A 25464-nucleotide genomic window follows, 5' to 3' on the forward strand; every position below is an offset into this window, starting at 1 on the left:
ATATTTCAAAATTGGTTAGCTCTAACCTTTGCGACACGTGGGAATTATATAATGCAAAACCACAAAAATCTTAATGATATCGGCGTAATAGGTCTTGGCGTAATGGGTAAAAACCTTGCGTTAAACATCGCGGATAATCAATATAACGTCAGCGCATTTGACCTCGATGCTGATAAAGTTAATGCTGTTGTACTGCAAGAAAAACACGAACGTGTTGGACTTGAACCTCGTATTCTTGGCTGTGCTAATCTTGCCGAAATGTTAGCCAGCCTTACAAAACCCCGTATTTTAGTGCTTTCTGTTCCTGCTGGTGCCCCGGTTGATGGTGTCTGTAGTGCCTTGATTTCTGCCGGAATTGAATCTGACGATATTGTTATTGATACGGGTAATAGCTTGTGGACTGACACTATCGAGAGAGAAGCTCGCTATAAAGAACAATTTGTCTTTTTTAGTTCTGCGGTTTCAGGCGGTGAAGTGGGCGCGCGTTTTGGCCCGTCTTTAATGCCAAGTGGCAATATTGATGCTTGGCATCATGTCGCACCTATTTGGAAGGCAATTGCGGCTAAGGTTGATGCAAAAACAGGCTTACCCATTGAGCGTTTTGAGCCCGGTAACCCAGTGATTGAAGGCGAGCCATGTACCACCTATATAGGTCCTGCGGGGGCTGGTCATTATGTGAAAATGGTGCATAACGGTATCGAATATGCTGATATGCAGCTGATTTGCGAAGCCTATCAAATGTTGCATGATGGCTTAGGTATGAGCGCATCTGAAGTCGGTGACGTGTTTGAGCGCTGGAACAAAGGTAGCTTAAATAGCTATTTGATGGAGATTAGCGCCGAAGTATTAAAGCAGGCCGATCCTTTAACGGGTAAACCGTTAGTTGACATGATCTTAGATAAAGCAGGCCAAAAAGGTACAGGTTTGTGGACTGCCGTGAGCAGTTTACAAATGGGGTGCCCAACGCCGACGATTGCTGAAGCTGTGTACGCCCGCGCTTTAAGTACCCAAAAATCTTTACGTCTGCAATTAAATAAAACATTGGCTGGGCCAAAAAGAGTTGCGATTGATGCTACGCAAAAAGTAGCATTAATTGATGCCCTTGAAAGCGCGTTATATTGCGCCAAAGTGTGTTGTTACGCACAAGGCTTTCAGTTAATGGCAATGACGGCCAGTGAGCAAAAATGGCAGTTAGACTTTGCTGGAATTGCAAAAATTTGGCGCGCGGGTTGTATTATTCGCGCCACTTTCTTGCAATCAATCACTCAAGCCTATGAAGAAAAAGCCGATCTTAGCAATCTGTTGATGGCCGACAGTTTTGCATCTGTTTTATCTGAAAAACAAGAACTATGGCGTACAGCCGTTGCGACTGCTGTCATGCAGGGGATTCCTGCACCGTGTATTAGTTCGGCTCTGGCATATTACGACAGTTATCGCTGCGAAACATTACCGGCGAACTTGCTCCAAGGTCAGCGTGACTTTTTTGGCTCCCACACCTTTGAGCGTACTGACAAACCAGCAGGCGAGAAATATCACTTAGATTGGAGCGCTAAAGAGCGTACTTTAGCTAAGGTTTAAACCTCAGATTTAGCCTATTATCAAAATAAAAAACGCCCCTTGTCAGGGGCGTTTTTTATGTCAGATTACGCCATAATGGCTTATAAATTGGTGGATTAGGCTTATTTAAAACACTAAGCATTCAGCTCAGATGAAAAGGCTATCAGTTTTTGCCACAGTGCTTGGGCAACAGGGCCTAAGGGTGAATGGGGTTTTCGCATTACATAATAGTCGAGTTGAATGTTGTTTTGTCTTTCACGCAAATCCAGTGCCTGCAATGTGCCTTGTTTGAGTGAATCTTCAATCATATAGTGCGGCAGTTTACCCCAACCCATACCACTTTGGATGAGCATTTTCTTGGTATAAAAATCATTAACATACCAACGTCGTTGCCCCGCTTGTACTCCAAACTCAATATTCGCAGTGCCTGAGCCCGTATCTTGGATTACGATTTGATATTCGTTAACGAGTTCTCTGGCGTAGGTCAGTGTTGGATGACGTTCAAGCATGCGCGGCGCGGCGACATCGAGCAGGCTACCGGAAAATAGATAGGCTAATTCTAAATGACTCGAGCGTATGGGCTCAATGCCGCCTGCGGAGATGATAATTTCGGCTTTATCTTGATTCATCGCTTCGAGTGCACCGGTTAAAAACTCTTGTTTAAGAATGATTTGGGTGTAGGGGAATTCATTTTGAGTCATCTCTAAAATAGGCAAAATCCGAGCGAGATTAAAGGAGGCTTCAAAAGCTAAGGTGATACTGGCTTCGTTGCCTTTAGCCAAATGTTTTGCCACCAGCCTCATTTCCTGCGCTTCATTCAGTACCCGTTGGGTATGTTGCAGTAGTTTTCGGCCTTGTTCAGTAATGGCGAGTCGATAACCTTCACGATTAAATAAGATAAGATCAAGTTGTGATTCTAGCTGCTTAATACTTTGGCTTATTGCGGGTTGGGTTTTGTGTAGCTGGTCACTGGCGGCTTTAAGTGAGCCCGCCTCAGCCACGGTTTTAAACATCAGCAGTTGGTCTAAGGTCACAGGTGTTGCTCGCAAGTCATAAATTATTAGTTTATGAGATATTAGATTTTATTCCATATTTATTTATATTTTATCGGCTCATAATCCACGCCATTCTCGCTTGTTGACTGTGCATTAGTGCTCAAGATTGACGGCAATATTAAGTTTAATGGGGTATGAATTATGCGATTTTCAAGCTTATGCGGTGCTAAGGGACAAAGTATCAATGGCTTAGTTGCCGAGGTTGATACGCAGAAGCTATTCCTTTGTACCAATACACTTAATCGCGCCGCTGCAAGCGTCACATTGGCGCTGAGTATCGTGTTTTTCATCTCGGGATTTGCCAAGTTATTTGGTGTGCCTATGTTCCATGTTCCGTTCACTTTAATGAATTTACCGACAGGTTTTGGTTACGTGATCGGTTTGATGGAGGTGATAGGTGCCCTTGGTTTGTGTCTACGTGACTACCGAGTGTTATCGGCGAGCGGTTTGCTGGCGATTATGATGGGAGCGATTTATTTCCACTTTAACTATGAAACGCCGATGAATGCACTGCCAGCATTGAGTTTATCGGCAGGACTGTTCTTGATCATTAAACTAGATGAAACTATTGAGCGTTTAGTTCGATTTCAGCGGCAGTTGGCGCTAAGTCGTTCCGCGTTTTAAGCGATAAAAATTGAGCCTAAAGTCAGTTATACAGTTATCAGATCATCAACAAGAGAAAACCACGATGCAAGTTAACACGAGTCGTATGCCTGTGCTGTTTGTGCCCCACGGTGGTGGCCCAATGCCTTTACTCAATGATGTCAATCATCAGGAGTTATGTACATTTTTAACCTCAGTGACGGCGTCCATTCCAACACCTACGGCGATTGTGCTGATCACCGCCCATTGGGAAGAGTCTGTGGTGACGTTATCGAGTAGCCCAAACCCCGCGATTTTGTATGATTATTATGGTTTTCCACCACAAGCTTACCAGCTGACGTATCCGGCTGCTGGTGAACCAGAATTAGCCGCACAAATTGCGAATATGCTAAATGAAAAGGGGATTGCTGCCCGCTTAGATAGCAATCGTGCATTTGATCACGGCACCTTTGTGCCACTTAAGTTGATGTATCCCGAGGCGGATATTCCTGTGGTGCAGATGTCTTTAATTAACAGCCTCGATCCTAACGCGCACATTGCCATTGGGGAAGCTTTAGTCCCACTGCGCGACCAGGGGGTGTTGATTGTGGGCTCTGGCATGTCGTTTCACAATATGCGGGCGTTTTTTTCAAGCGATCCTACAGTACAAAGCCGCAGCGCAGAGTTTGACTACTGGCTCACGCAAACATTAACGGCAAGTGCGAGCACTGCCGAGGCTAAAGCTGCATTAATCCACTGGGAAATGGCCCCTGAAGCGCGTTTTAGTCATCCGCGGGAAGAACATTTATTACCGCTACATGTGTGTTTTGGTGCAGGGAGCAGTGATTCATCTCAAGCGCTACGTAACTTTAACGGTATTTTGTTAAACACACTGATCTCAGGCTATATCTGGCAATAATCAGATGTTGAGTGTGTGTCGTTGAATATGGCTGCAGACTAGATTTGGCTTCGCTAGCCAATAAAAAAGGTTCATATCTGTTGAGGATACGAATCTTTTTGTATTCACGATTAAGCTGCGGCGTTTTGTCGCGGCTTATAGCATTAGCATAGCGGCTTTACTCTTATGCGGTAAACACTAGACCTACGCTAAACAAAGTACTGAAAATCATGGTTAACTTAGCTGTGCGGCCAAGTAATGGATTTAACGCTTCACCGGATACAGCATAAAAATCACTACTAAGTTTACGCGCGATAAGCAGTGATAAGCCCGCGAGTAATACAGGGAGTCCCGGTAAAATACCGAGCAGAAAGCCTGCAATGACTAGACCAAAGGGCAGGTAAATCAGTGCTTGATATAGCACTTTTGATTGCGCTTCGCCGATACGTACAGCCAGAGTGTGTTTGCCTGCTTGGGTGTCGGTACGAATATCGCGGGTGTTGTTGACCAGCATGATAGCCGCATTGAATAGCCCAATAGCACAACCTAGTAACCACGCATTGATTGTGGTATCACCCGCCTGCAGATAATAACTACCGACAACGGCCACTAATCCAAAAAAGATAAAGGCTGCGACTTCGCCCAGCCCGTGGGAGGCGAGTGGATAGGGGCCACCACTGTAACCGAGTGCACCTAAAATAGCGGCTGCGGCGAGAATGGCGATAGGCCAGCCGCCATGCCAAATTAAATAAGAGCCAACAGCAAGTGCCATTAACAGACATAGGATCATGGCATTACGGACGCTAGAGGGCGAAAGCAAACCACTTTGAGTCACGCGAACCGGTCCTAAGCGTTCGGCGGTATCAATACCATTTTTAAAATCAAAATAGTCGTTAGCGAGGTTGACTGCAATCTGTAATAAAATAGCGCAAAGCATAGAGGTTACAGCGATTAACCAGCTGTAGCTTTCAAGATGCAGGGCAAGAATATTGCCGATGAGTAAAGGACCTATGGCTGCGGGGAGCGTACGAGGTCTTATGGCTAAAATCCAAGGATTCATAGTGTCCAGTCGTTATGGGTAAATGGGAATAGGTTTAAGCTAGGGCTTTATTAATGGATAGCATAACAAGATTTAACTCGAAAGTGAGCACTATCTAATAAACGCATGTAGCAGAGTTTGAATTAGCGCACATATGTTGATAGATATTGGTGGATATTTGTCGCCAAGTCCAAAAAAACATAAAAATCTGTATTTTTATCCTTGGTGCTGATGAGAGCCCGTCTCTATGCGTATGAACTACCCTAAGTGCCGTAGAATATCATATTTAACTAATTGTTCACATTGCGAATAATTGACAGAAAACTGGTCAGCTAAAGGTCAACTGAGTTACCCTTTAGCATTAATGGCTAATTATGTAATAGGATCCCCATGAGTCAGGTATTAGACGATCTTTTATCATTACTTTCCCTTGAACAAATTGAAATCGGTCTGTTTCGTGGTCAAAGCCAAGATCTGGGATTTGGACATGTATTTGGTGGCCAAGTGATGGGGCAAGCATTGAGTGCGGCGAAACAAACTGTCCCCACTGAGCGCAAAGTTCACTCATTACACTCTTATTTTTTACGGGCAGGTGACGAGAAGTTACCCATAGTGTATGAAGTGGAAAATATGCGTGATGGCGGCAGTTTTAGTGCACGCCGTGTGAGTGCTATCCAAAAAGGCCGGCCGATATTCCATATGACCTGTTCGTTCCAAGAGCCAGAGGAAGGGTTTAGTCATCAAGCAACTATGCCACAAGTGGTTGGCCCCGAAGGTTTATTGAATCAACAAGAATTAGCGATGACGTTGCGGGACAAAGTACCGACTAAGATGCTCGAAAAGTTTATGGCCGATGCGCCAATAGAAATGCGACTTGTCAATCCATTACATCCATTTGCTCCCAATGAAACCCAACCCTATCGTTATGTTTGGTTAAGAGCTAATGGTCCCATGCCAAGTGATGCGCATATTCATGAATATTTACTTGCGTATGCATCCGATTTTAACTTTTTGGTGACAGCTGCTCAGCCCCATGGCGTGTCATTTTTGACGCCTGGCGTAAGAATGGCAACGATAGATCATGCTATGTGGTTTCATCGACCCATCAATATGGGCGAATGGCTGCTGTACAGTATTGATAGCCCTAATGCCAGCGGTGGACGAGGTTATGTCAGAGGACAATTTTTTAATCAACAGGGTGAATTAGTTGCTTCTGCTACGCAAGAAGGGCTGATTCGTATGGTAAAAGGAAATTAAGATGTATCTTAAAATTAAGGCGTTAATCGTATTCTCTCTAATGGCATTGTTGCTTAATGGCTGCGTGACAGTACAGCCTGAACAGCCAGTTATCATTAATGGTGCTGCGGGTTATTTAGAAAAAATTCCCTTACCACAAGGTTGTCAAATTACGATTGCTATTATCGACTTTAATACTCCAGGGGTTATTGTTGCACAAAAAACCTTTGATATTGCCAGAGCACCAGTGCCGTTTAAGTTTACGCTGCCCGCCAAATCAATTGATAAAAAGATTCAATATGGCGTTGTGGCGATGATCAAATATCAAAACCAAGTGATTTTCCAAACCTATGACAGGTTCCCGGTGATCAATAATGATAAATTCACCACTGAAGTATTAATGAAAGCAGTTATGGCAAAGTAGTTGTAGTCAAAATAGCTATAGCTGAAATAACGATGGGCGCAGTCACTATGACTATTGCCTAGTGTTAATCTAAGTCAGAATCTGATTTTGATTTTGATTAAAAAAAAGCCCTTTCAATGTTCGGTTGAAAGGGCTTTTTTGTGTGTAACAAAATCTATTGAGCGTTAAATTGCTGACCGTTTACTGTGTTTGAGTCTGAACCCATTAAATATAAATAGGTCGGCATGATCTCCTCTGCAGTTTTAAGATCCAATGGATTCTCAGCAGGATAGGCTTTAGCGCGCATTTCAGTGCGAGTCGCTCCAGGATTGATACTATTGACACGGATTGACGTGCCATCACATTCATGGGCGAGGACTTGCATCATGCCTTCGGTGGCAAATTTAGAGAAGGCATAAGGCCCCCAATAGGCTCTACCTTGGCGACCGACGCTGCTTGAGGTAAAAATAATCGAGGCACTTGGCGCTTGGCGCATCACAGGTAATAAGGCTTTTGTTAGCATAACTTGCGCGATGACGTTTACTTTCAGTACATCTTCAAGTGATGGAATATCTATATGTTCAAACGGACCTAAAGCGCCAAGCAAACTCGCGTTATGTAATAAGCCGTCTAAAGAATCAAATTGCTCAGCGATGGTATCAGCCATATCACGATAATGTTGTTCGGTCGCGCCCTTAAGATCTAATGGCACTATGGCGGGTTTTGGGTAACCCGCATGTTCTATTTCATCGTAAACAGCCTCTAGTTTTTTTACTGTTTTACCCAGCAGAATCACCGTGGCGCCGTGCTTTGCAAACTCGATGGCAGCAGTACGACCAATACCAGCCCCAGCACCTGTCACTAAAATTGTTTTGCCTTTGAGTAAATCTTTTACTGCTTGATATTCCAACATGAGTCTCTTTTTCCTCTTGGCGAGAATGCCCGCCATTTCTACAGTCGCCGAAGTGACAAACGCATGTTTCAAACAAATGAATGAAACTTTGTTATTAATAGCGAAAATGTTTGTGACAAACTTGTAGCTAACTAAATATATTTACGTTAACTTGAAATGAGTTAGGGGCTAACATAAGCCCTATTAGTCACAGTGCTGACGGCTATTGTGACTAATTTATTGGGGAAAACAAAACTATTACAACGAGATTTGGGGAAATAAGATGAAAAGACTCATTTTGGGTGTTGCGATTGCATCTGCGCTGGGACTCACTGGATGTGGTGAGGACAGCTATAACGAACTCAAGGATAAGACAGAAGCACTCGTCCCTGAATCGCACATGGTGTTCGACCCTGCTAATGCTAAAGTGCCATTGCCGAACGATTTGCTCTTCAGTGGTACCACTGACGGTACCTTATCCATTCCCGGTGAAAACTCGGGCAATTATGTAGACCCACAAATAGCGCTTGGGGCGTTAGATGGTTGGTCGACAACATCACCCATTTCTATTGATATCGAGTTAGCGAAAAAGAATGATGGTACACCACTGACACTCGTGGCAGCATCAGTTGCACAACCAGGCGCGGTTAGAGTGTTTGAGGCTACGGTTGGCGGTCCATTGTCTTCTGATCCTGAATGTACGACTAAGCCTTCTGTATCAGCGTGTAAGGTGGGAGCCGAGTTACAGTTTGGCGTTGACTTTGTATCCACTGCATCAGGCAACAAAGTGGTAGTAGTGCCACTTAAACCTCTTAAGGCTGGACAATCGTATATTTATGCGACGACTAATCTTATTCAAGACTCTGAAGGTCGCGGTATTGCGCCATCAACCACCTACGGTTTGTTGAAGATGGATATCAATACGTTACCGTTAGAAACGCCAGACCAGCTCATGCTACAAACCTTAGTGAATAGCTATGAAAAAGGGATTGCAGCGGCTCACAATGTTGATCCATTAACCATCAGTTACTCTGGTTTATTTACAACCCAATCCGTCGCTAACGTATATGAAACCACAAAACTGCTGATGGCGAGGGGCGCTCCCTATGCACCAAGTTTTGTCGAAACACCAACACCAGCTGGCTATACCGTTGCACAAGCTGCAGGTTTAACGCCTGATGCTGGAGCGGCCTACGTAGTGTCAAGTTTAGCCGATGTGTATACCGCTAAAATTAAACTGCCTATTTACGGTGACTGTTCTTCAGTGAGCTGCTTATCTTCTGCAGGGCAGCCATTAATTAATGGTCATTGGAAAGCACAAGGCGATAGTCCTGTCTCGGTATTGCTCGCATTACAAGCAGGCACACTAAGTCAAACTAATTTTGGTATGCAAGCCGTCGCTAATGGTATTGCCAATCCTGCCGATGCGTTAGCGAATCCGTCTTTAATGGCGGGTAAAACTTGGTTGTTAGACGATGGTACTGCGGTAGATAAAACTAAGCATCTCACTAAGTTCAACCCCATTCCGGCCATCAAAAGCTATGAAACCGTATCTGTGCTGATTTCTATGCCAAATGCAGTTAAATTAGCGAATTTTTATCAGCAGCAAGGTATTCCTTTTACACCGCCGACTGCGGGCTGGCCAACAACTATTGCACTACACGGCTTAGGGGGTGGTAAAGAAATGTCATTGGCCTACGCTGGTTCATATGCGGCGATGGGTGTTGCAACGATTGCTATTGATATGCCGCTCCATGGGGCGCGTTCATTTGATGCTAACGGCGATGGTGTCTATGAAATATCGGCAACAGATCCTTCTTTTGGGGCTGTTGTTGGCACACCGGATGCCTTTAAAAATGGTAATCCATTAGTGTTCGTGAATATTTCAAGTACTCTGTCGGTGCGTGATAATTTCCGTCAAGCGACTATGGACCATTTAGGTGTGCGTCTTGCGTTGACCGGTTTAGCGCAGGGCTTAGCACAAGCTGGTCAGCCACAGGTATTTGATGTGTCTAAAATCAGTGCGCAAGGCCTTAGCTTAGGCGCTATCGTCGGTACTGATTTTGCGACCTATGCTAGTACTGGTATGAAAGATCCTGCAACGGGGAGTGCATTACCTAACCCTTATGCTATCAATGCGGTATCGCTAGTGGCACCAGCAGGTGGCTTAGCGGGCTCATTTGCCGGTTCTGCAACCTTTGGCCCTGTGTTGTTTAGCAATATCACCGCATCGCCAACTTTCCAAGCGTTGGTCAATGCAGCTAACACGGCAGGTTATGAGGTGGGTAGCCCTGAATATGCAGCATTAGTACAAGCCGTATATGCGCAGTTTATTCCGACGTTTGCATTTGCTGTACAAACGGCCGTGGACTCGGCGGATCCTGTAAACCATGCCGCTATGTTAAAAGCGACAGGTTTACCTGTTCATTTGATTGAAATTGCAGGCGATGGTAATGGTAACTTACCCGATCAAGTATTACCGAACCGCGTGGATAGTTTCCCGTTATCGGGTACTGAACCGCTGATTTCTGCCATTGGTTTACCTTGCGTTGATAGCACGGCAAAAGGTCACGGCGTAGTGCGTTTCTCTAAAGGTCACCATAGTTCGATTGTGAGCCCAGGTGAAACGGATGCAACAGATGGTATGGCAGGGGCTGCAACCGTGGAAATGCAGACTCAAGTGGCAACCTATGCTGCGACTGCAGGTAAAGGTGATGCGACTATTTTAGTGACAAACAGTGACGTCATTGCGACTTGTCCTAACTAATCTTGTTTTAATCTGAAGAACCCAGCCAATGCTGGGTTTTTTTATGCCCCTTTAGGCTGTTAGAATAGCCAGTAATTGATTGAATGAAGTACCTTAACGGAGAGCGCTTTGGAATTTTTATACGAGTATGGAATGTTTTTGGCGAAAGCTGCCACGATAGTTGTCGCAATTGTTGCTGTTATTATTGTGGTATTGGCTTCCACTGTTAAACATAAGTCAGATAAAGGCGAGTTAAGGATCACTAATCTGTCTGAAGAATTAGAAGAACTGAAGCACGGTTTAAAAGAAGAACTCCTTTCAAAGAAACAATTCAAAGCCTATGAAAAGCAATTAAAGGCTGAAGAAAAGGCAAAAGACAAAACTGCTGATGATGCCAGCATGGGCAAAGTGTTTGTGCTCGACTTTAAGGGCAGTATCGATGCCGCTGAAGTTGCGTCGCTGCGTGAAGAAATCAGTGCCATTTTGGCTATCGCCGACAAAGGTGATAAGGTGGTTGTTAATGTTGAAAGTGGCGGCGGTATGGTACATGGCTATGGTCTAGCCTCTAGCCAACTCGATCGTTTACGCCAAGCAAATATCCCGCTAACGGTGTGCGTTGATAAAGTGGCCGCCAGTGGGGGTTATATGATGGCCTGTGTTGCCAATAAAATTTACGCCGCTCCCTTTGCCATTGTTGGTTCAATTGGTGTTGTGGCTCAATTGCCTAACTTTAGTCGGTTGTTGAAAAAGCATGAAATTGACTATGAGCAGCATACCGCGGGTAACTTCAAACGTACCTTGACCGTATTTGGTGAAAATACCGATGAAGGAAGACAGAAGTTTCAAGAAGAATTAGAAGAAACCCATGTTTTATTCAAGGAGTTTGTCGGTAAATATCGGCCTGAACTGGATCTTGCAAAAGTGGCAACGGGTGAACATTGGTACGGCCAGCAAGCGATAGAGCTAGGTTTAGTCGATGCAATTTCTACCAGTGATGATGTGATTATGTCTCTTGCCGGTGAGCGCGCTGTGTACAAGATACGTTATCAAATTAGAAAAAAATTAGCTGATAAAATTGCCCATGGCGCTTCGTTATCTGTGAACGCGATTTTTAATCGTCTCATCGAGAAAAATCGCCCAATGTAACCTGAATTCTGTTCTGTGATGAAAGTAGAGCGCCTGTATTTACCGGCGCTTTTTTATATCTGTAGTGGCATATTGCAGCAACAAGGCTGGCCTGTAGTAGGTTGGAGTTCGTTAACATATTACTGGAAACAGAAAGAACCCAAAACCGTTGCGCAAGATACGGTGGCGATTATTGATAAGTATGAGGCTGAATTTGGCACTCAAAAAGTATTATTTGTGGGTTATTCTTTCGGTGCTGAAATCATTCCTTTTGTGTTAAATAATATGCCACTTAAGTATCAGCAGAAGGTGATTGGCGGGGTATTACTGTCGCCATCTTTAACTTCTGACTTTGAAATACACGTGAGTGAAATCATTACGTCAAATAATGAGTCGGCTAGTTACCTCACTTTACCTGAGGTTAATAAACAAAAAACAGTGCCTATGTTGTGTTTGTATGGCAAAGATGATGATGCTCCACAGCATTTGTGCCCTGCGGTAAAACAATCGAATGTCACTGTGATGGAATTAGCGGGCGGTCATAGCTTTGATGATGATTATAAAAAAGTGGTGACAATTATAAAGCGCTGGTTGAAACACTAATTTCGGTTATCTGTTAAAAAAAGACCACTACTCCACAATCTCTGTCTAGATGCTTATGTATCTCTGAGTTCGAGCATTTAGCTTTTATTACCAAGAGATACCTAGACTATTTCCCCATACATTCAGCTAACAGCTTGACGAAAAAGTCACTGCCTTTGCGTTGGCAAAAGGCGATATTGCGCTCTGGGATGGTTTCGGGATCAGTGTAGTTGGCTAATGCGAGTTCCATGCTGGCTTCGCGGATGATGTGTAGGGTTGGGTAGGGCGCGCGGTTGGTGAAATTGGCTGGAGCGTCCTGTGGTTCACCATCGAAACAATAATCTGGGTGAAAGGTGGCCAGTTGGTAGATACCTTCATAGTCATTGTCGATAAGCGCATCGGTTGCCGTATCGATAAGATCGAGATAGGCGTAAAAACCCTCAAAACCGCGGGGTAGAATAAATAGCGTGGTTTCGGCTTCTGGGTGCGCGTCGAGGAATTGGCATTCTTCAATTAATGCCTTAAGCACGAGTTTAACTTTTGTTTGTTCCACCACCAGATACCGAATACTGCCGCGCTCGACTTCTCGCCTAGCGAACGGGCAAATATTGTATTTCATGATCACATTTTTTACCCAGTTGTCGGTGTGTACAATGATCATGTCGATTTCGTTCATGGTGGTGGCTCGTGCTGGAGTTAAAACTAGGGGGCGATCATAGGGATGATAGACGCCACAAGCAAGACGGCCATACTGATATTGAAGATTTTTTGCTGCCGAGGATTTTTCAACAGGCGCTTTAGCACCACGCCAAAACCAAGCCAGACGAGCGCACAGGGGAAAGCAATACATAAAAATACTGTGGCGATAGTAATCACTTGTGCTGTTAAATCTTGCTGTACTGATGTAAAGGTCGCTATGGCACCTACAGCCATAATCCAACCTTTAGGATTAACCCATTGAAATGCTGCGGCTTGAATAAAGCTAAAGGGTTTGGCAATGGTTTTGCCTTCCATTTTGCTACTACTATTGGCAATCAACCACGATAGATATAAAAGGTACGTGATACCAATGACCTTAATGATTTGATGGATAACGGGATAGGTTTGAAATAAGGCGCTTAACCCTAAACCAATCGCGAGGATCATGGTGGGAAACCCAAGGCTTATCCCCATCAGGTGCGGAATACTGCGTTTAACGCCGAAGTTAACCCCAGAGGTCATCAACATAATATTGTTCGGTCCAGGAGTTATCCCAGATGAAAAGGCAAATAGCGCGATAGCGAGTATTAACTCCATAGATAGATCTTATACCTTGTAGCGTGTTGAGGTTATCGAATTGGTTATATAGTGGCAATTTGTTCACTTGTTGGTAATCAAGCTGTTATTTATATGGTTAATTTAGCGCAGGCGACGCATTTTAGCGGTTAAAGATTGCAATGCCTATAGGTTATAACGAGTTTATAAGATAAAAATAATAACGAAATATGTTTTCTTGAAACGGTTATTGGCATGAGCATGGTGGTTATTTTTTAGCTACTAAGAACATGGTACGTTAATATCGAAAAAAGATGATTTAACGGAACTAGCGGAATTCTCCGACCATAGCTAGCGAGCCTTAGCGAACTGGCTTGATGGGAGATGGATAGCGCACATAGCAAAGCTATTTTGGAGACTGTAACTAATTTTGTGTAACTGCTTATCAAAAAGTACTCTATAGAGAGTCAAGGATAGGCAGATTACTCATGAACAACAAAGATATTGAAGCTTTTGCTAAAGAAGCAGCTAAAAGCATTAAAACACCTGAAGACTTAAATCAATTCAGTCAAATGCTTAAAAAGATAACAGTTGAGGCCGCCCTTAATGCCGAAATGGACGAGCACCTCGGCTATGATAAGCATCAAAAATCTACCTCAACTAATAGCCGTAACGGTAAAACCAGTAAGCGTATTCAGACTGAAGATGGCCAGTTTGAGCTTGATACGCCACGAGACCGTGACGGCAGCTTTGAGCCTAAATTGGTCAAAAAGCACCAGTCCAGATTTACCTCGATGGACGATAAAATATTGTGGCTCTACGCTCAAGACATGAGTACCCGCGATATCGTTCAAGCCTTTGATGAATGGTACGGCGCAGAGATATCGCCAACGTTGGTTTCTCGTGTAACCAATGCCGTTCTCGAGCAAGTGGTAGAGTGGCAGAGCCGGCCTTTAGATGCCATTTACCCCATAGTTTACCTTGATTGCATTGTCGTAAAAATCCGTCAGGATAAGCGGGTTATCAACAAATCTATTTTCTTAGCGCTAGGTGTTAACCTTGAAGGCCACAAAGAGCTGATGGGGCTTTGGATAGCGGAAAATGTCTGGCTAGGTGTACTCACTGAGCTGCAACAACGAGGCGTTGAGGACATTCTCATCGCTTGCGTAGATGGCCTAAAAGGCTTCCCTGACGCCATAAATACCGTTTATCCAAACACTCATGTCCAACTCTGTATCGTGCATATGATTAGGAACTCGTTAAAGTTCGTATCGTGGAAAGACTATAAGGCGGTAACCGCTGGTCTTAAAAGCATCTACCAGTCCGCTACGGAGGAAGAAGCGTTACTCGAACTCGAGCATTTCAGCAATGCCTGGGATGACCAATACCCTCAAATCAGCAAGTCGTGGCATAACCATTGGCATAACTTAACTACGTTCTTCAACTACCCTCAGGACATTCGTAAGGCTATCTACACGACCAATGCCATTGAGTCATTAAATAGCGTGATTAGGAGGGCGTTGAAAAAACGTAAGGTGTTTCCTAATGATGACTCGGCCAAGAAAATGATTTACCTTGCCATAAAAGAAGCCAGTAAAAAATGGACCATGCCCATTCAAAACTGGCGTACTGCGATGAGCCGATTTATTATTGAGTTCGAAGACAGAATTGTGAAGCATATTAACTAAATTGCAGCTATACAAAATCTGTTACACCCTCCTATGTTGGCTTGTCTTGATTCTGTATATACGCTTTTAGTGTTTCTAATGGTGCGCCGCCAGCCGTCAATAAACAATAAGCCCTAGACCAGAGAACAGGCTTCCAATAGTAAGACTTCAAATGCTCTGCATATTGCTTTCTGATCAACCTACTGGTTACAGTCTTTAGGCTATTAATGAATTTGGACGGCTGCAATGTAGGATTGAATTCCAGCATTAAATGAACGTGATCTGCTTCACCTCCAAATTCCAGCAGGTCAATCTCCCACCTCACGCATTGTTTTTCACAAATTTCCTTTAGTGATTCAAGTATCTCTGCTGTAAAACACTTCCTCCTATATTTTGTAACTAACACCAAGTGGTATTTCATGTCGTAAACGCAGTGGAAATGCGATTTCATATATTTACACCAAATCTATTTAGGGCTATTGTTTCACCTATGAAAACAAAACTCCATACAAAAACACTGAAGATTCGAGTACGTGATAAGCATGTAACCACGCTTAATGCTATGGCTCGTTCTGTCAATTTTGTATGGAACTACTGTAATGATTTGAGCTATAGATCTATTCGAGAGCGCAATAAGTGGCTTTCTGGCTATGACTTACAGGATTACACCAAGGGCGCGAATAAAGAGCTGGGTTTGAATTCGGCAACCGTTCAGATGATCGGCCATGAGTACGCAACTAGGCGCAAGCAATTCAAGAAAGCGCGCCTTAATTGGCGCAAATCAGGTGGCGCAAGGCGTTCACTTGGCTGGATACCTGTTCGTAAAGACTGCATAAGTTTCAAAGATGGTCATGTATATCACAACCGAAATCACTTCCACATATGGGACAGCTACGGGCTAAGTCAGTACACCTTCAAGTCTGGCTCATTCAATGAAGATGGTCGAGGTCGTTGGTATTTCAATGTTGTGGTTGAAGTAGAGGCCGAACAAAGCACGGGTACAGGCTCGGTAGCTATCGATTTAGGCTGCAAAACGGCGGCGACTAATAGCAATGGCGATGAAGTTACAGGTCGCCATTACCGCAAATTAGAAGTCAAACTAGGCTTGGCTCAACGCGCTAAAAATAAGCATAGAGTGAAGAATATTCATGCCAAGATTAAGAATCGTAGATCTGATGAACTGCACAAATACAGCCGAAAACTCGTGAATGAGAATGCGGCCATTTTCGTTGGTAACGTCAATTCCCTAGGCTTGGTAAAAACTAAAATGGCTAAATCCGTTTTAGACGCTGGTTGGGGAATATTAAAAACAATGTTGGAATATAAATGCGATCACGCAGGCATTGTTTTTGAAGAGGTCAACGAATCATACACTACCCAAACTTGTTCGAGCTGTGGGGTTATACCCGCAAGCAGTCCGAAAGGTAGAGCAGGTTTAGGAATAAGAGAATGGTCTTGTAGTCATTGTGGGACTACGCATGATAGAGATATCAATGCAGCCAAGAACATTCTCGCGGTCGGGCATGGCCGTCTAGCTGTAGGAATCCCCCACTATAATCAGGCTACCTGATTTAGTGGTGGGAGGATGTCAAACCTATCGGAGTGCAAGGTGGTAATGATCTTGTTTGGCGAGTGCTTGCCCAAGGTTTTGGTAACGTCGAAAAAATAGATGAGTTGACGACAAACTTTGACAGCTTAATCGATTCAATGTTGACTAATCTGCCCTTAGTTAATGTGACGCCTTAATACAGGTACAAAAGTCTTTTATCACAGCGGTAACCATGTAAATACAAGTGGGGTTAAATTGCGAAGTGTTTGCTATTTTTAGTGATGATTTGAGCCGCAAAGGCATGTTTGAGCAATTGTTATCCTAATAAAAAAAGCGCAACAGTGAAAACTGCTGCGCTTTTTTATGCTTAATTCTTAAATGCTTGCTTTTATACTCTGGGTATTGTTCTACGGAATAATTAGCCGTGTTCAACGGTGACTTCGTAGGATGAAAACTTACGAATATTAATTACGCCCGTATCAAATAGTAAATACTGCCCCTTAATTCCCTGCAAAATGCCGCTTACCACCACTTCTTTATCGAAGTTGTGGGAGGTTATTTTCTTCGGAAACGTGTCTATCGGATAATGAATCGGCTGAATCGTTTCATGTAAACGTTCAATACTGTAATCGCCTTTTTGCATACCGATTTCGTGCAACTTAACCTCAATCTGTGGGATAAGTTCAGCTGCTTTTGCTGTTAAATCAATATCGTCAGCGTGGCCCTTTAACATGGCTTGCCAATGGGTTTTATCGTTGACCAGTTTTGCTAGTTCCACTTCGACTAAACCAGATAGTTGGCGGGTCGAGACCTTAAAAATCGGCAAGCCCTGTGTTGCGCCTTGGTCAATCCAGCGTGTTGGCAGCTGATTGTGGCGAGTAATGCCCACTTTGACACCCGAGGTATTGGACAGATAAACATAATGCGGTACAAAACAGTGGCTTTGCGCCCACTCTGGTTCGCGGCAAGTGCCTTGGTCGTAATGGCAAGTTTCCGGTTTCATGATGCACATATCGCAACTGGCGAGCTTTTGCATACAAACAAAACAATGGCCTTGCGAGTAACTCTTTTTGCTCTTTTTACCACAGTTACAACAAAAAATATTGCCAGTATGGGTTAAGGTTAATTGCTTACCAATCAATGGATTGAGTGGCAGTAACTCATCACCTACTACGAGTTGGTATTGTACTTGCTGCGCGTCATCTAATTGTGCGCGCATTTTTTTTAGCGTTCCTAACATGGTCATCCTAATGTATTGCGGTCATCGGTGTACTTTAGTCGCCCATCAAGCGTTTGAGTACAGAGACTATCTTTATCGTCATTGCGTGGTCGTCAGTATACAAGATTATCCAATGCCGTTTAGATAGAATTTATCGATTGAGAGTGGGAAAGAGAAAAGCTATTGGGAGAGTTAAATAAGAACGCCAGTAGAGTCAGTTTTACCGTTTCATCCGCATTGACGGCTTAATGCGAACCGCCAGCATAGGGCTGTTCGCAAATTGAACACAGTTTATCTGTTGCTATTTGTTTGCATGCTAACGGCTTAATCTATCGAGCACTAAATCATCGCCAAGATCATAAAGAGATTGCAGCAGTTTATCTTCTTGGGCGTGATCGGTGAGACTAAGACCGATAGTCGCTCTAAACAGGGCGATGCCAGTGTGGCCTGCGGTTTCATATTGGCTACTAAACTGCTCGATATTGATGCCAAGTGCGTTGATTTTATTTGAAATATCAAGCACGAGTCCGGGTCTGTCATAGGCGACCAAATTGTAACTTAAGCGCTTGATAGGCTTAATGGAAATAGCCGTTTTTGAGTAGGTGAGACTAATGCTATCGATGCATTCTAACGCTTCAATTAACTCATCCATACGCAGTGAGGGCATTTCGAGCAGTAATATTGCGGCAAAAACCCCGTCAATATGGCGTAATTCTGAGTCGAGCCAGTTACCCCCATGGCGGCTTACTGCATGGGCGATTTGTTCTACTAATCCTTTTCTATCAGGTGCTTGTAAGGTGATTAAATATCGTAGCATTATGGTTGACTCCTATTTTTTGCAAAAAGCACCGATTTTAAAATGGGGTGTAACACAACTGTCATCTTTGCGTCATATAATCCAACGCACTTAGAATAAAGGATGTTGTTATTGCTCAGTTTACGTCCAAACAGTGTAAGCATAGCACTTAGCAAATCCTAGCGGAAAACTCGCTAGTTATTAATCATCGAGGTTCTTCATGGAAAGTCAGGTCACTCAACCTGGTTCTTTATCGCACAGTATGCTTAAAGGCGGGCGCTCAAATCGCAGAGCATTTAAGGATAAAGCGGCACAAATCGGGGTCACTATTGGCGGCACTATGGTGTTTGTCGCCCTATTGTTGATCTTCTTTTATTTGTTATATGTGATTAAACCTATTTTTGATCGTGCCAGTGTCACCCCAGTTAAGAGCGTGAGCTACCAACATGGCGATGTACCAACCTTAATGGTGGGCGCCGATGAGCAAAATGAAGTGCTGTACCGCGTGGCCCTTGATGGGCAAGTGGATTTTTATACTGTTGCTGATGGTAGCCTACTCTCTAGCTTTACGCCGCCACTGCCAGCGGGCGTAAGTGTCACCAGTGCTGCGATTGCCGCGCCGAGTGAGCAACGTTTCGCGATGGGCTTAAGTAACGGTCAGGCTTTAGTTGTTGGCCTAGAGTTTGGTTTAAGTTACCCAAATAGCCAACGCTTAATTACGCCTAAGTTAGTCTATCCTGCAGGTGAAACTCCCATTACCGTAGATAGCGCGGGGAGTGCGATTCACAAACTAACTTTCACTTATAGTTCAGATAAAATGAGCTTTGCTTATCAAGATGATAATGGCGCTTGGCGCCTCGCGCGTCTGGAAGGGCAAGAGAACATGATGACAGAAACCGTGGAATGGGTTTCTACAACGTCACAAATTCAAGATGCACCGAAAAAAGTCTCCCATGAGTTGATGACGCCCGATCAACGTCAATTGATGTTGCAAACGGGTAATAAAATCTTTGTGTATAACATTGCTGAGGCAAACAGTATTGACCTGCTGCAGGTGATTGATGTTGAGCGCGCCAAAGCACAAGTCAATAACGTGGCTTTACTGGCGGGGGCGAGCTCACTATTGGTCAGTTACGACACGGGTATTGTGACTCAGTACTTCCAAGTTAACGGCCCCAAAGGGCGCTTATATCAAGAAATTCGTCAGTTTGATGACTTACCGCCAATTAATTCCATCGCTTCTGAGTTCTATCGTAAGAGTTTTGCGACAGTGAGCCCTGAGGGCGAGCTAACGTTGCTTTACACCACCAGTCATCGTGAATTGTTTGACGAAAAATTCGACCTTAAAAACCCAGGTAAAATGGGTTTTACGCCTCGCTCAAACGGCATTGTGGTTGAGGCTGATAAAAAGTTACATATCTTCAGCGTGGAAAATACTCACCCAGAAGTGTCATGGAGCGCGATGTGGGACAAGGTGTGGTATGAGGGTTATCCAGAGCCACAATACGTTTGGCAGTCCACTTCTGGTTCTGACGATTTTGAAGCTAAGCTGAGCTTAATGCCATTAGCTTACGGCACCATGAAAGCGGCATTTTATGCCATGTTATTTGCCGTACCGTTAGCCATTGCCGGTGCAATTTACACGGCGTACTTTATGTCGCCCAAGGTGCGCGGTTTAGTTAAACCGACTATCGAAATCATGGAAGCCTTGCCGACGGTTATCTTAGGTTTCTTGGCGGGGTTGTGGTTAGCGCCGCTGATTGAAGAGCATCTGCCCGGTATTTTGATTTTACTTATCTTGTTACCGACCTCGATTCTTGCTTCTGCCTATGGCTGGAGTCAGTTACCTGCTATTTGGAAACAACGTTTACCGGAAGTTTACCAAGAGCTGATGTTGATCCCCGTGGTCTGTTTTGTGGGTTGGTTCTCTTTTGCCATCAGTCCTGCTATTGAAGTGGCGCTATTTGATGGTAATACCCGTGAGTTTATTACTAACGAACTGGGCATCACTTTCGATCAACGTAACGCGCTGGTGGTGGGTATTGCCATGGGCTTTGCGGTTATTCCAACCATTTTTTCTATTGCAGAAGATGCCATTTTCTCCGTGCCACGCCATTTATCGAACGGCAGCTTAGCTTTAGGTGCTACGCCTTGGCAAACACTGACGCGGGTAGTGCTGTTAACCGCAAGTCCCGGTATTTTCTCGGCAATTATGATGGGCCTTGGCCGCGCTGTAGGTGAAACCATGATTGTGTTAATGGCAACCGGTAACACTGCCATTATGGAGTGGAGCGTGTTCGAAGGGATGCGAACCTTAGCGGCAAACATTGCTGTTGAAATGCCTGAGTCGGCTATTGGTAGCTCGCATTATCGCGTGCTGTTCCTCGCGGCGTTTGTGCTATTCATTTTCACCTTCTTCTTTAACACCATTGCAGAAGTCGTAAGACAGCGTCTACGTGAACGCTATAGCTCGCTGTAACGGAGGTAACATAATGATACTTAATACTATTTCGAGAGCGACCTTGAGAGGTTTGTGCAATGGGTAAGTGGGTAAAATCAGGCTCGCCATGGATATGGATGACGGGCGGCGCGGTGAGCATCAGTTTGATTGCCGTATTAGGCTTACTACTGTTAATCGCATGGCGCGGCTTAAGTTACTTTTGGCCAGCCACTGTGTACCAGTGGGAACTGGAAGATAATACTGGTGTACGGTCAACCTTAATTGGTGAGATTTATGACAGGGAAGAAGTGCCAACGGAGCGTTTGATTGCCGCGGGCCATGTGTTTAAGCAGCCTCAGGGTGAGTTTGTGAGTCGTTATCTTGTCAAAACCGGCAACCGTGAATTTGTAGGCCTAGATTTTCGCTGGATACTGGGTACAGATATTTTAAGCCGCACTACGCCAAGCGATGTCGCTATGATTGAGCGAACCAAAAACGGTAACTTTTACGGTTATCCCGTGGCTGTGATTGAAAATGGTAAACGTCTTGATTTAGTCAACGATGCGATAGAATCATCCTTAATGGATCATATCGAGCGCGCAGTTGCCCTCGCTGACAAAGCGGTCGATTTGCAAAAACAAGACATTGGCTCGATTAACTATGCCATTGAAAAGCTGCGTTTACAGGAGCGTCGTTACGAGCTAGATGGCGAGTTAACCGACAGTAATAAAGCCGAGCTCGCCGCTAAAAAAGCGCAACTGCAAAAAGAATATCTCGTACTTGAAAAAGCATTATTTGCTCTGCGTGATGATGCGGCGCGTGACTCGGTTATCGTGCGGGATATGCGCGGTAAAGATGTCGAGCTTAAGCTTGATACCGTGCTTGATGTAACCTACGTAAATCACTTAACTTTTATCGATAAAGTCGGTAAATGGTTTGTTGGGATCGGCCGTTTTGTGAGTGACGACCCGCGTGAAGCCAATACCGAGGGCGGCGTATTTCCGGCCATTTTCGGTACTGTGTTCATGGTGATGTTAATGGCGGTTATCGTGACGCCATTTGGCGTGGTCGCGGCGGTTTATCTGCATGAATACGCCAAGAAAGGCCCAATTACTAAGATGATCCGCATTGCGGTGATTAACTTAGCGGGCGTGCCCTCGATTGTGTATGGCGTATTTGGTTTGGGGTTCTTTGTCTACGTGATGGGCGGCTCAATCGACCAATTGTTTTACGCTGAAGCATTGCCATCACCCACCTTTGGCTCGCCCGGAGTGATTTGGTCAGCATTAACCTTAGCGATTTTGACGTTGCCAGTGGTGATTGTTTCGACCGAAGAAGGCTTAAGCCGTATTCCAAGCGCTGTGCGTCAAGGCAGTTTGGCATTGGGGGCAACTAAGGCCGAAACCCTGTGGCGAATCGTGCTGCCAATGGCAAGCCCTGCAATCATGACAGGTTTGATTTTAGCGGTGGCGCGCGCCGCCGGTGAAGTGGCACCACTGATGTTGGTGGGCGTAGTAAAATTAGCGCCAACATTACCATTAGATCTTAACTTTCCGTTTGTGCATTTAGAACGTAAGTTTATGCACTTAGGGTTCCATATTTATGATGTGGGTTTCCAGAGTCCTAACGTTGAAGCGGCGCGTCCTCTGGTGTATGCAACCTCCTTCTTGCTGGTGTCTGTGATTGTGGCACTGAACTTGACGGCCATTAGTGTACGTAACCATTTACGTGAAAAATACCGTTCGCTTGAGCACTAATCAGCGATTATCCTGAAAGTATTAGGACTGAATATGATTTCTATAGATTCGACCGCCATGAAAGTCAATAACCTTGATTTAGCTAACTTAGCGCCCAACGATACTGCGCTTGAGATCTGTAACTTAGATTTGCGCTATGGTGATAAACAAGCGCTGTTTAATGTCTCGATGAAGATCCCCAAGAAGCAAGTCACCGCTTTTATCGGCCCCAGTGGTTGCGGTAAATCAACTTTGCTGCGTTGCATTAACCGTATGAACGACTTAGTTGATAACTGCCATATTGACGGCGAGATTTTGTTACACGGCCAGAATATTTATGACAAAAAAATCGATGTGGCGGCCCTGCGCCGTAACGTGGGCATGGTATTCCAGCGCCCTAATCCGTTCCCTAAGTCGATTTACGAAAACGTGGTTTATGGTTTGCGTTTACAAGGGCTGAATAACCGCCGTGAACTTGACGAAGCGGCTGAGCGTTCACTGCGCGGCGCAGCAATTTGGGACGAAGTAAAAGACAGATTGCACGACAACGCCTTTGGTTTATCGGGTGGTCAGCAGCAACGTTTGGTCATTGCCCGCGCGATTGCCATCGAGCCTGAGGTGTTATTACTCGATGAGCCGACATCAGCACTGGATCCGATTTCAACCTTGACCATTGAAGAGCTAATCACTGAGCTTAAAACCAAATATACCGTGGTTATCGTCACGCACAACATGCAACAGGCGGCGCGAGTCTCAGATCAAACCGCTTTTATGTATATGGGCGAATTAGTTGAATACGCAGATACCAATACTATTTTTACTACGCCAAGAAAGCGTAAGACCGAAGATTATATTACTGGGCGCTACGGTTAATTGTCCTAGGCCGTTAGCTAGTCGCGCCGTAAGCACAGTCTTATTCGCGTGGGTTGACCAACCGTTAAGTAAAAGGTGAGTTTACAATGGAAAACATGAATTTAAGCAAGCATATATCGGGACAATTTACCGCCGAACTGGATGATATTCGTAACCGAGTTTTGGCTATGGGCGGCTTAGTTGAACGTCAATTAGAACAAGCAATTGATGCTTTAAGTGCTTTAGATGCTGAGCTTGCACAGCAGGTGATTGCTGGCGATCACAAGGTGAATGGCATGGAAGTGTCGATTGACGAAGAGTGCACCCGTATTATTGCTAAGCGCCAACCTGCAGCCAGCGATTTACGTTTAATTATTGCCATCTCAAAAACCATTGCCGATCTCGAGCGCATTGGTGATGCCTGTGTGCGAATTGCGAAAGCCGCATTAGATAAGCGTTTGAATAATCAACAACCTTTGTTGGTGAGTGTTGAAAATATGGGCCGTCATGCAACCCGTATACTACATGCCACCTTAGATGCCTTGGCTCGTATGGATGCTGATGCCGCCTTAGCTTTGCACAAAGAGGATGCTAAGTTAGATCGCGAGTACGAAGGCATTATTCGCCAGTTAATGACCTATATGATGGAAGATCCGCGCTCAATTCCCGATATATTAGATGTGCTATGGGCGGCGCGCGCGGTAGAACGTGTAGGCGATCGCTGTAAAAATATTTGCGAATACATTATCTATTACGTGAAGGGCAAAGATGTGCGCCACACTTCCTACGAAGAAATGGAAAAGGATATGCAAAGCTAAGATTTATGTTGGCTTACGCGCTTTTTACGAGTATTTAACGCCTATGCGGTTTAGCCGCATAGGCGTTAATGTTATCGGATACTAACGCAATAATAACTAATTCAATCGTAACTCACTCAGTAGCCATCACTAAGGCAGTAGTCACCATTAACGCAATAATAATAATGGGATATGGCTTTTGCTGATCATACGTGTGGTGTTACTACCAACAAAAAACTCACGGATACGTGAATGGCCGTAAGCGCCCATAACCATCAAATCAATATGGTTTTCTTGCTGGTAAACCTCAAGGGCGGTTTGTACTTCGCCCTGACAAACTGCCGTTACGACGTTGAAATCAGCTTCAGTAAGGGATGCTGCAACCGATGCCAGTCCCGCTTCTTCTTGTGATTGGCTACTCGATACGATCACTAAATGACATTCCAGCCCTTTAAGCAATGGACTACTTATCACTCGATTAATGACTTTTTTGGCGGTATCACTGCCATCGTAAGCAATCATAAAACGCTTTGGCGCCTCAAACTCAGCCATAACCACTAAAATAGGCTGCTTTAGGGTGCGAATAACACTTTCTAAATGGCTGCCAATGGCTTTTGTCTGTTCTTGATGTTGCTCACCTTGACGGCCAATCACCACCAGTCTGGCGTTTGGCTCTTGTTCTAGCAGCGTTTCAACTAAGTCACCATGGCGCTGCAGTGTTTCAACGGAAACTTTGGGGGATTGCTTAATAATATGCGCGCTTGCATCTTGTAGCATGTATTTACCTTGCTCAAGTGCCAGCTTGCTCCTGCGCTCATCAAGGTCAACCATTTCGGCCAGTAAATGTTCGCGGGTGCCTAAACCTATGCTGCCAGATAAATTAAATCCTGTAAGGTAGGATGATTTATCTAAAACATGTAATAGGGTTACTGGCGCATCTAATCTCAGCGCTGCCCATGCGCTGGCATCACAGACTGACAGCATTGCTTTTGAACCGTCGATACAGGCAATCACATTTGTCATATTATTCTCCTTTAAC

The 25464-nt window shown here is 44.5% G+C and carries 23 protein-coding genes; 14 read left to right on the plus strand and 9 right to left on the minus strand.

All coding sequences use genetic code 11. The features are described from left to right. Positions 1-51 precede the first annotated feature (51 nt). The gene (gndA, locus tag BW947_RS11880; RefSeq protein ID WP_076499849.1) at positions 52-1578 is read left to right on the plus strand and encodes an NADP-dependent phosphogluconate dehydrogenase; all 1527 of its coding nucleotides are present in this window, start codon (positions 52-54) and stop codon (positions 1576-1578) included. A gap of 113 nt (positions 1579-1691) precedes the next feature. On the opposite strand, the gene BW947_RS11885 is transcribed toward gndA, so the two are convergent. Further along, positions 1692-2591, minus strand: a complete 900-nt coding sequence (locus BW947_RS11885; protein ID WP_076499851.1) for a LysR family transcriptional regulator — start codon at positions 2589-2591, stop codon at positions 1692-1694. Positions 2592-2753: 162 nt separating this feature from the next. On the opposite strand from BW947_RS11885, the gene BW947_RS11890 reads away from it, so the two are divergent. Continuing rightward, positions 2754-3236 carry a DoxX family protein gene (locus BW947_RS11890; protein ID WP_076499853.1) on the plus strand — a complete coding sequence of 161 codons (483 nt, stop codon included), beginning with the start codon at positions 2754-2756 and terminating at the stop codon, positions 3234-3236. A gap of 64 nt (positions 3237-3300) precedes the next feature. Beyond that, positions 3301-4113: a DODA-type extradiol aromatic ring-opening family dioxygenase gene (locus BW947_RS11895; RefSeq protein WP_076499855.1), complete on the plus strand. Its 813-nt coding sequence runs from the start codon at positions 3301-3303 to the stop codon at positions 4111-4113. A 163-nt stretch (positions 4114-4276) separates the two neighbouring features. Here the strand turns inward: BW947_RS11895 and BW947_RS11900 are convergent, their stop codons facing one another. Further along, positions 4277-5152: a 1,4-dihydroxy-2-naphthoate polyprenyltransferase gene (locus BW947_RS11900; protein WP_076499857.1), complete on the minus strand. Its 876-nt coding sequence runs from the start codon at positions 5150-5152 to the stop codon at positions 4277-4279. Between the two features lie 369 nt (positions 5153-5521). Here BW947_RS11900 and tesB point away from each other — a divergent pair, with 369 nt between their 5' ends. After that, positions 5522-6388, plus strand: a complete 867-nt coding sequence (tesB, locus tag BW947_RS11905) for an acyl-CoA thioesterase II (protein WP_076499859.1) — start codon at positions 5522-5524, stop codon at positions 6386-6388. A gap of 1 nt (position 6389) precedes the next feature. Continuing rightward, the gene (locus BW947_RS11910) at positions 6390-6791 is read left to right on the plus strand and encodes a YbaY family lipoprotein (protein ID WP_076499862.1); all 402 of its coding nucleotides are present in this window, start codon (positions 6390-6392) and stop codon (positions 6789-6791) included. Between the two features lie 154 nt (positions 6792-6945). Here the strand turns inward: BW947_RS11910 and BW947_RS11915 are convergent, their stop codons facing one another. Continuing rightward, positions 6946-7683 (minus strand): YciK family oxidoreductase, encoded by a 738-nt coding sequence (locus BW947_RS11915; protein WP_076499864.1) that lies wholly within the window; start codon positions 7681-7683, stop codon positions 6946-6948. Between the two features lie 262 nt (positions 7684-7945). On the opposite strand from BW947_RS11915, the gene BW947_RS11920 reads away from it, so the two are divergent. The 3 genes from BW947_RS11920 (at position 7946) to BW947_RS11930 (ending at position 12136) form a co-directional block, all read left to right on the plus strand. Then, positions 7946-10429, plus strand: a complete 2484-nt coding sequence (locus tag BW947_RS11920; protein WP_076499866.1) for a VolA/Pla-1 family phospholipase — start codon at positions 7946-7948, stop codon at positions 10427-10429. Between the two features lie 108 nt (positions 10430-10537). Then, the gene (gene sohB, locus BW947_RS11925) at positions 10538-11554 is read left to right on the plus strand and encodes a protease SohB (RefSeq protein ID WP_076499868.1); all 1017 of its coding nucleotides are present in this window, start codon (positions 10538-10540) and stop codon (positions 11552-11554) included. 18 nt (positions 11555-11572) lie between these two features. Next, positions 11573-12136, plus strand: coding sequence for an AcvB/VirJ family lysyl-phosphatidylglycerol hydrolase (locus BW947_RS11930; RefSeq protein ID WP_083948189.1), 564 nt, complete (start codon positions 11573-11575; stop codon positions 12134-12136). Positions 12137-12242: 106 nt separating this feature from the next. On the opposite strand, the gene BW947_RS11935 is transcribed toward BW947_RS11930, so the two are convergent. Further along, the gene (locus BW947_RS11935) at positions 12243-12791 is read right to left on the minus strand and encodes a DUF1415 domain-containing protein (protein ID WP_076499870.1); all 549 of its coding nucleotides are present in this window, start codon (positions 12789-12791) and stop codon (positions 12243-12245) included. Positions 12792-12817: 26 nt separating this feature from the next. Next, complete coding sequence (locus tag BW947_RS11940; RefSeq protein WP_076499872.1) at positions 12818-13411, minus strand: LysE family translocator; 594 nt, start codon at positions 13409-13411, stop codon at positions 12818-12820. A gap of 446 nt (positions 13412-13857) precedes the next feature. Between BW947_RS11940 and BW947_RS11945 the strand changes: the two genes are divergently transcribed. Continuing rightward, positions 13858-15057 carry an IS256 family transposase gene (locus tag BW947_RS11945; RefSeq protein ID WP_076499874.1) on the plus strand — a complete coding sequence of 400 codons (1200 nt, stop codon included), beginning with the start codon at positions 13858-13860 and terminating at the stop codon, positions 15055-15057. A gap of 31 nt (positions 15058-15088) precedes the next feature. Here BW947_RS11945 and tnpA read toward each other — a convergent pair whose 3' ends face one another. Beyond that, entirely contained in the window at positions 15089-15487 is a 399-nt protein-coding gene (gene tnpA / locus BW947_RS19080; protein WP_076499876.1) for an IS200/IS605 family transposase, read from the minus strand. Between the two features lie 39 nt (positions 15488-15526). Between tnpA and BW947_RS11955 the strand changes: the two genes are divergently transcribed. Next, on the plus strand, positions 15527-16606 hold the full coding sequence (locus tag BW947_RS11955) for an RNA-guided endonuclease InsQ/TnpB family protein (protein ID WP_076499878.1): 1080 nt from the start codon (positions 15527-15529) through the stop codon (positions 16604-16606). Positions 16607-17003: 397 nt separating this feature from the next. Here BW947_RS11955 and BW947_RS11960 read toward each other — a convergent pair whose 3' ends face one another. Next, positions 17004-17825, minus strand: a complete 822-nt coding sequence (locus BW947_RS11960; RefSeq protein ID WP_076499880.1) for a DUF2797 domain-containing protein — start codon at positions 17823-17825, stop codon at positions 17004-17006. A gap of 295 nt (positions 17826-18120) precedes the next feature. Then, positions 18121-18621, minus strand: a complete 501-nt coding sequence (locus tag BW947_RS11965) for a glycine cleavage system transcriptional repressor (RefSeq protein ID WP_076499882.1) — start codon at positions 18619-18621, stop codon at positions 18121-18123. A gap of 199 nt (positions 18622-18820) precedes the next feature. On the opposite strand from BW947_RS11965, the gene BW947_RS11970 reads away from it, so the two are divergent. The 4 genes from BW947_RS11970 to phoU all read left to right on the plus strand — a co-directional run bounded on the left by BW947_RS11970 (position 18821) and on the right by phoU (position 24446). Further along, positions 18821-21079, plus strand: coding sequence for an ABC transporter permease subunit (locus BW947_RS11970; RefSeq protein ID WP_076499884.1), 2259 nt, complete (start codon positions 18821-18823; stop codon positions 21077-21079). A 59-nt stretch (positions 21080-21138) separates the two neighbouring features. Then, positions 21139-22797, plus strand: a complete 1659-nt coding sequence (gene pstA / locus BW947_RS11975; protein ID WP_076499886.1) for a phosphate ABC transporter permease PstA — start codon at positions 21139-21141, stop codon at positions 22795-22797. Positions 22798-22830: 33 nt separating this feature from the next. Beyond that, positions 22831-23649 (plus strand): phosphate ABC transporter ATP-binding protein PstB, encoded by an 819-nt coding sequence (pstB, locus tag BW947_RS11980; RefSeq protein ID WP_076499888.1) that lies wholly within the window; start codon positions 22831-22833, stop codon positions 23647-23649. 86 nt (positions 23650-23735) lie between these two features. Beyond that, entirely contained in the window at positions 23736-24446 is a 711-nt protein-coding gene (phoU, locus tag BW947_RS11985) for a phosphate signaling complex protein PhoU (protein ID WP_076499890.1), read from the plus strand. A 147-nt stretch (positions 24447-24593) separates the two neighbouring features. Here the strand turns inward: phoU and BW947_RS11990 are convergent, their stop codons facing one another. Beyond that, the gene (locus BW947_RS11990; protein WP_076499892.1) at positions 24594-25448 is read right to left on the minus strand and encodes a universal stress protein; all 855 of its coding nucleotides are present in this window, start codon (positions 25446-25448) and stop codon (positions 24594-24596) included. Between the last annotated feature and the right edge of the window lie 16 nt (positions 25449-25464).

Origin of the sequence: Shewanella morhuae, assembly GCF_900156405.1 — a bacterium.
Taxonomy (GTDB): domain Bacteria; phylum Pseudomonadota; class Gammaproteobacteria; order Enterobacterales; family Shewanellaceae; genus Shewanella; species Shewanella morhuae.

Excerpts from the sequence above, each read along its gene's own strand:
- gndA (WP_076499849.1), top strand. The coding sequence starts at position 52 with ATGCAAAACCACAAAAATCTTAATGATATCGGCGTAATAGGTCTTGGC.
- BW947_RS11890 (WP_076499853.1), top strand. The coding sequence starts at position 2,754 with ATGCGATTTTCAAGCTTATGCGGTGCTAAGGGACAAAGTATCAATGGC.
- BW947_RS11895 (WP_076499855.1), top strand. The coding sequence starts at position 3,301 with ATGCAAGTTAACACGAGTCGTATGCCTGTGCTGTTTGTGCCCCACGGT.
- BW947_RS11900 (WP_076499857.1), bottom strand. The coding sequence starts at position 5,152 with ATGAATCCTTGGATTTTAGCCATAAGACCTCGTACGCTCCCCGCAGCC.
- tesB (WP_076499859.1), top strand. The coding sequence starts at position 5,522 with ATGAGTCAGGTATTAGACGATCTTTTATCATTACTTTCCCTTGAACAA.
- BW947_RS11910 (WP_076499862.1), top strand. The coding sequence starts at position 6,390 with ATGTATCTTAAAATTAAGGCGTTAATCGTATTCTCTCTAATGGCATTG.
- BW947_RS11915 (WP_076499864.1), bottom strand. The coding sequence starts at position 7,683 with ATGTTGGAATATCAAGCAGTAAAAGATTTACTCAAAGGCAAAACAATT.
- BW947_RS11920 (WP_076499866.1), top strand. The coding sequence starts at position 7,946 with ATGAAAAGACTCATTTTGGGTGTTGCGATTGCATCTGCGCTGGGACTC.
- BW947_RS11930 (WP_083948189.1), top strand. The coding sequence starts at position 11,573 with ATGAAAGTAGAGCGCCTGTATTTACCGGCGCTTTTTTATATCTGTAGT.
- BW947_RS11935 (WP_076499870.1), bottom strand. The coding sequence starts at position 12,791 with ATGAACGAAATCGACATGATCATTGTACACACCGACAACTGGGTAAAA.
- BW947_RS11940 (WP_076499872.1), bottom strand. The coding sequence starts at position 13,411 with ATGGAGTTAATACTCGCTATCGCGCTATTTGCCTTTTCATCTGGGATA.
- BW947_RS11945 (WP_076499874.1), top strand. The coding sequence starts at position 13,858 with ATGAACAACAAAGATATTGAAGCTTTTGCTAAAGAAGCAGCTAAAAGC.
- tnpA (WP_076499876.1), bottom strand. The coding sequence starts at position 15,487 with ATGAAATCGCATTTCCACTGCGTTTACGACATGAAATACCACTTGGTG.
- BW947_RS11955 (WP_076499878.1), top strand. The coding sequence starts at position 15,527 with ATGAAAACAAAACTCCATACAAAAACACTGAAGATTCGAGTACGTGAT.
- BW947_RS11960 (WP_076499880.1), bottom strand. The coding sequence starts at position 17,825 with ATGTTAGGAACGCTAAAAAAAATGCGCGCACAATTAGATGACGCGCAG.
- BW947_RS11965 (WP_076499882.1), bottom strand. The coding sequence starts at position 18,621 with ATGCTACGATATTTAATCACCTTACAAGCACCTGATAGAAAAGGATTA.
- BW947_RS11970 (WP_076499884.1), top strand. The coding sequence starts at position 18,821 with ATGGAAAGTCAGGTCACTCAACCTGGTTCTTTATCGCACAGTATGCTT.
- pstA (WP_076499886.1), top strand. The coding sequence starts at position 21,139 with ATGGGTAAGTGGGTAAAATCAGGCTCGCCATGGATATGGATGACGGGC.
- pstB (WP_076499888.1), top strand. The coding sequence starts at position 22,831 with ATGATTTCTATAGATTCGACCGCCATGAAAGTCAATAACCTTGATTTA.
- phoU (WP_076499890.1), top strand. The coding sequence starts at position 23,736 with ATGGAAAACATGAATTTAAGCAAGCATATATCGGGACAATTTACCGCC.
- BW947_RS11990 (WP_076499892.1), bottom strand. The coding sequence starts at position 25,448 with ATGACAAATGTGATTGCCTGTATCGACGGTTCAAAAGCAATGCTGTCA.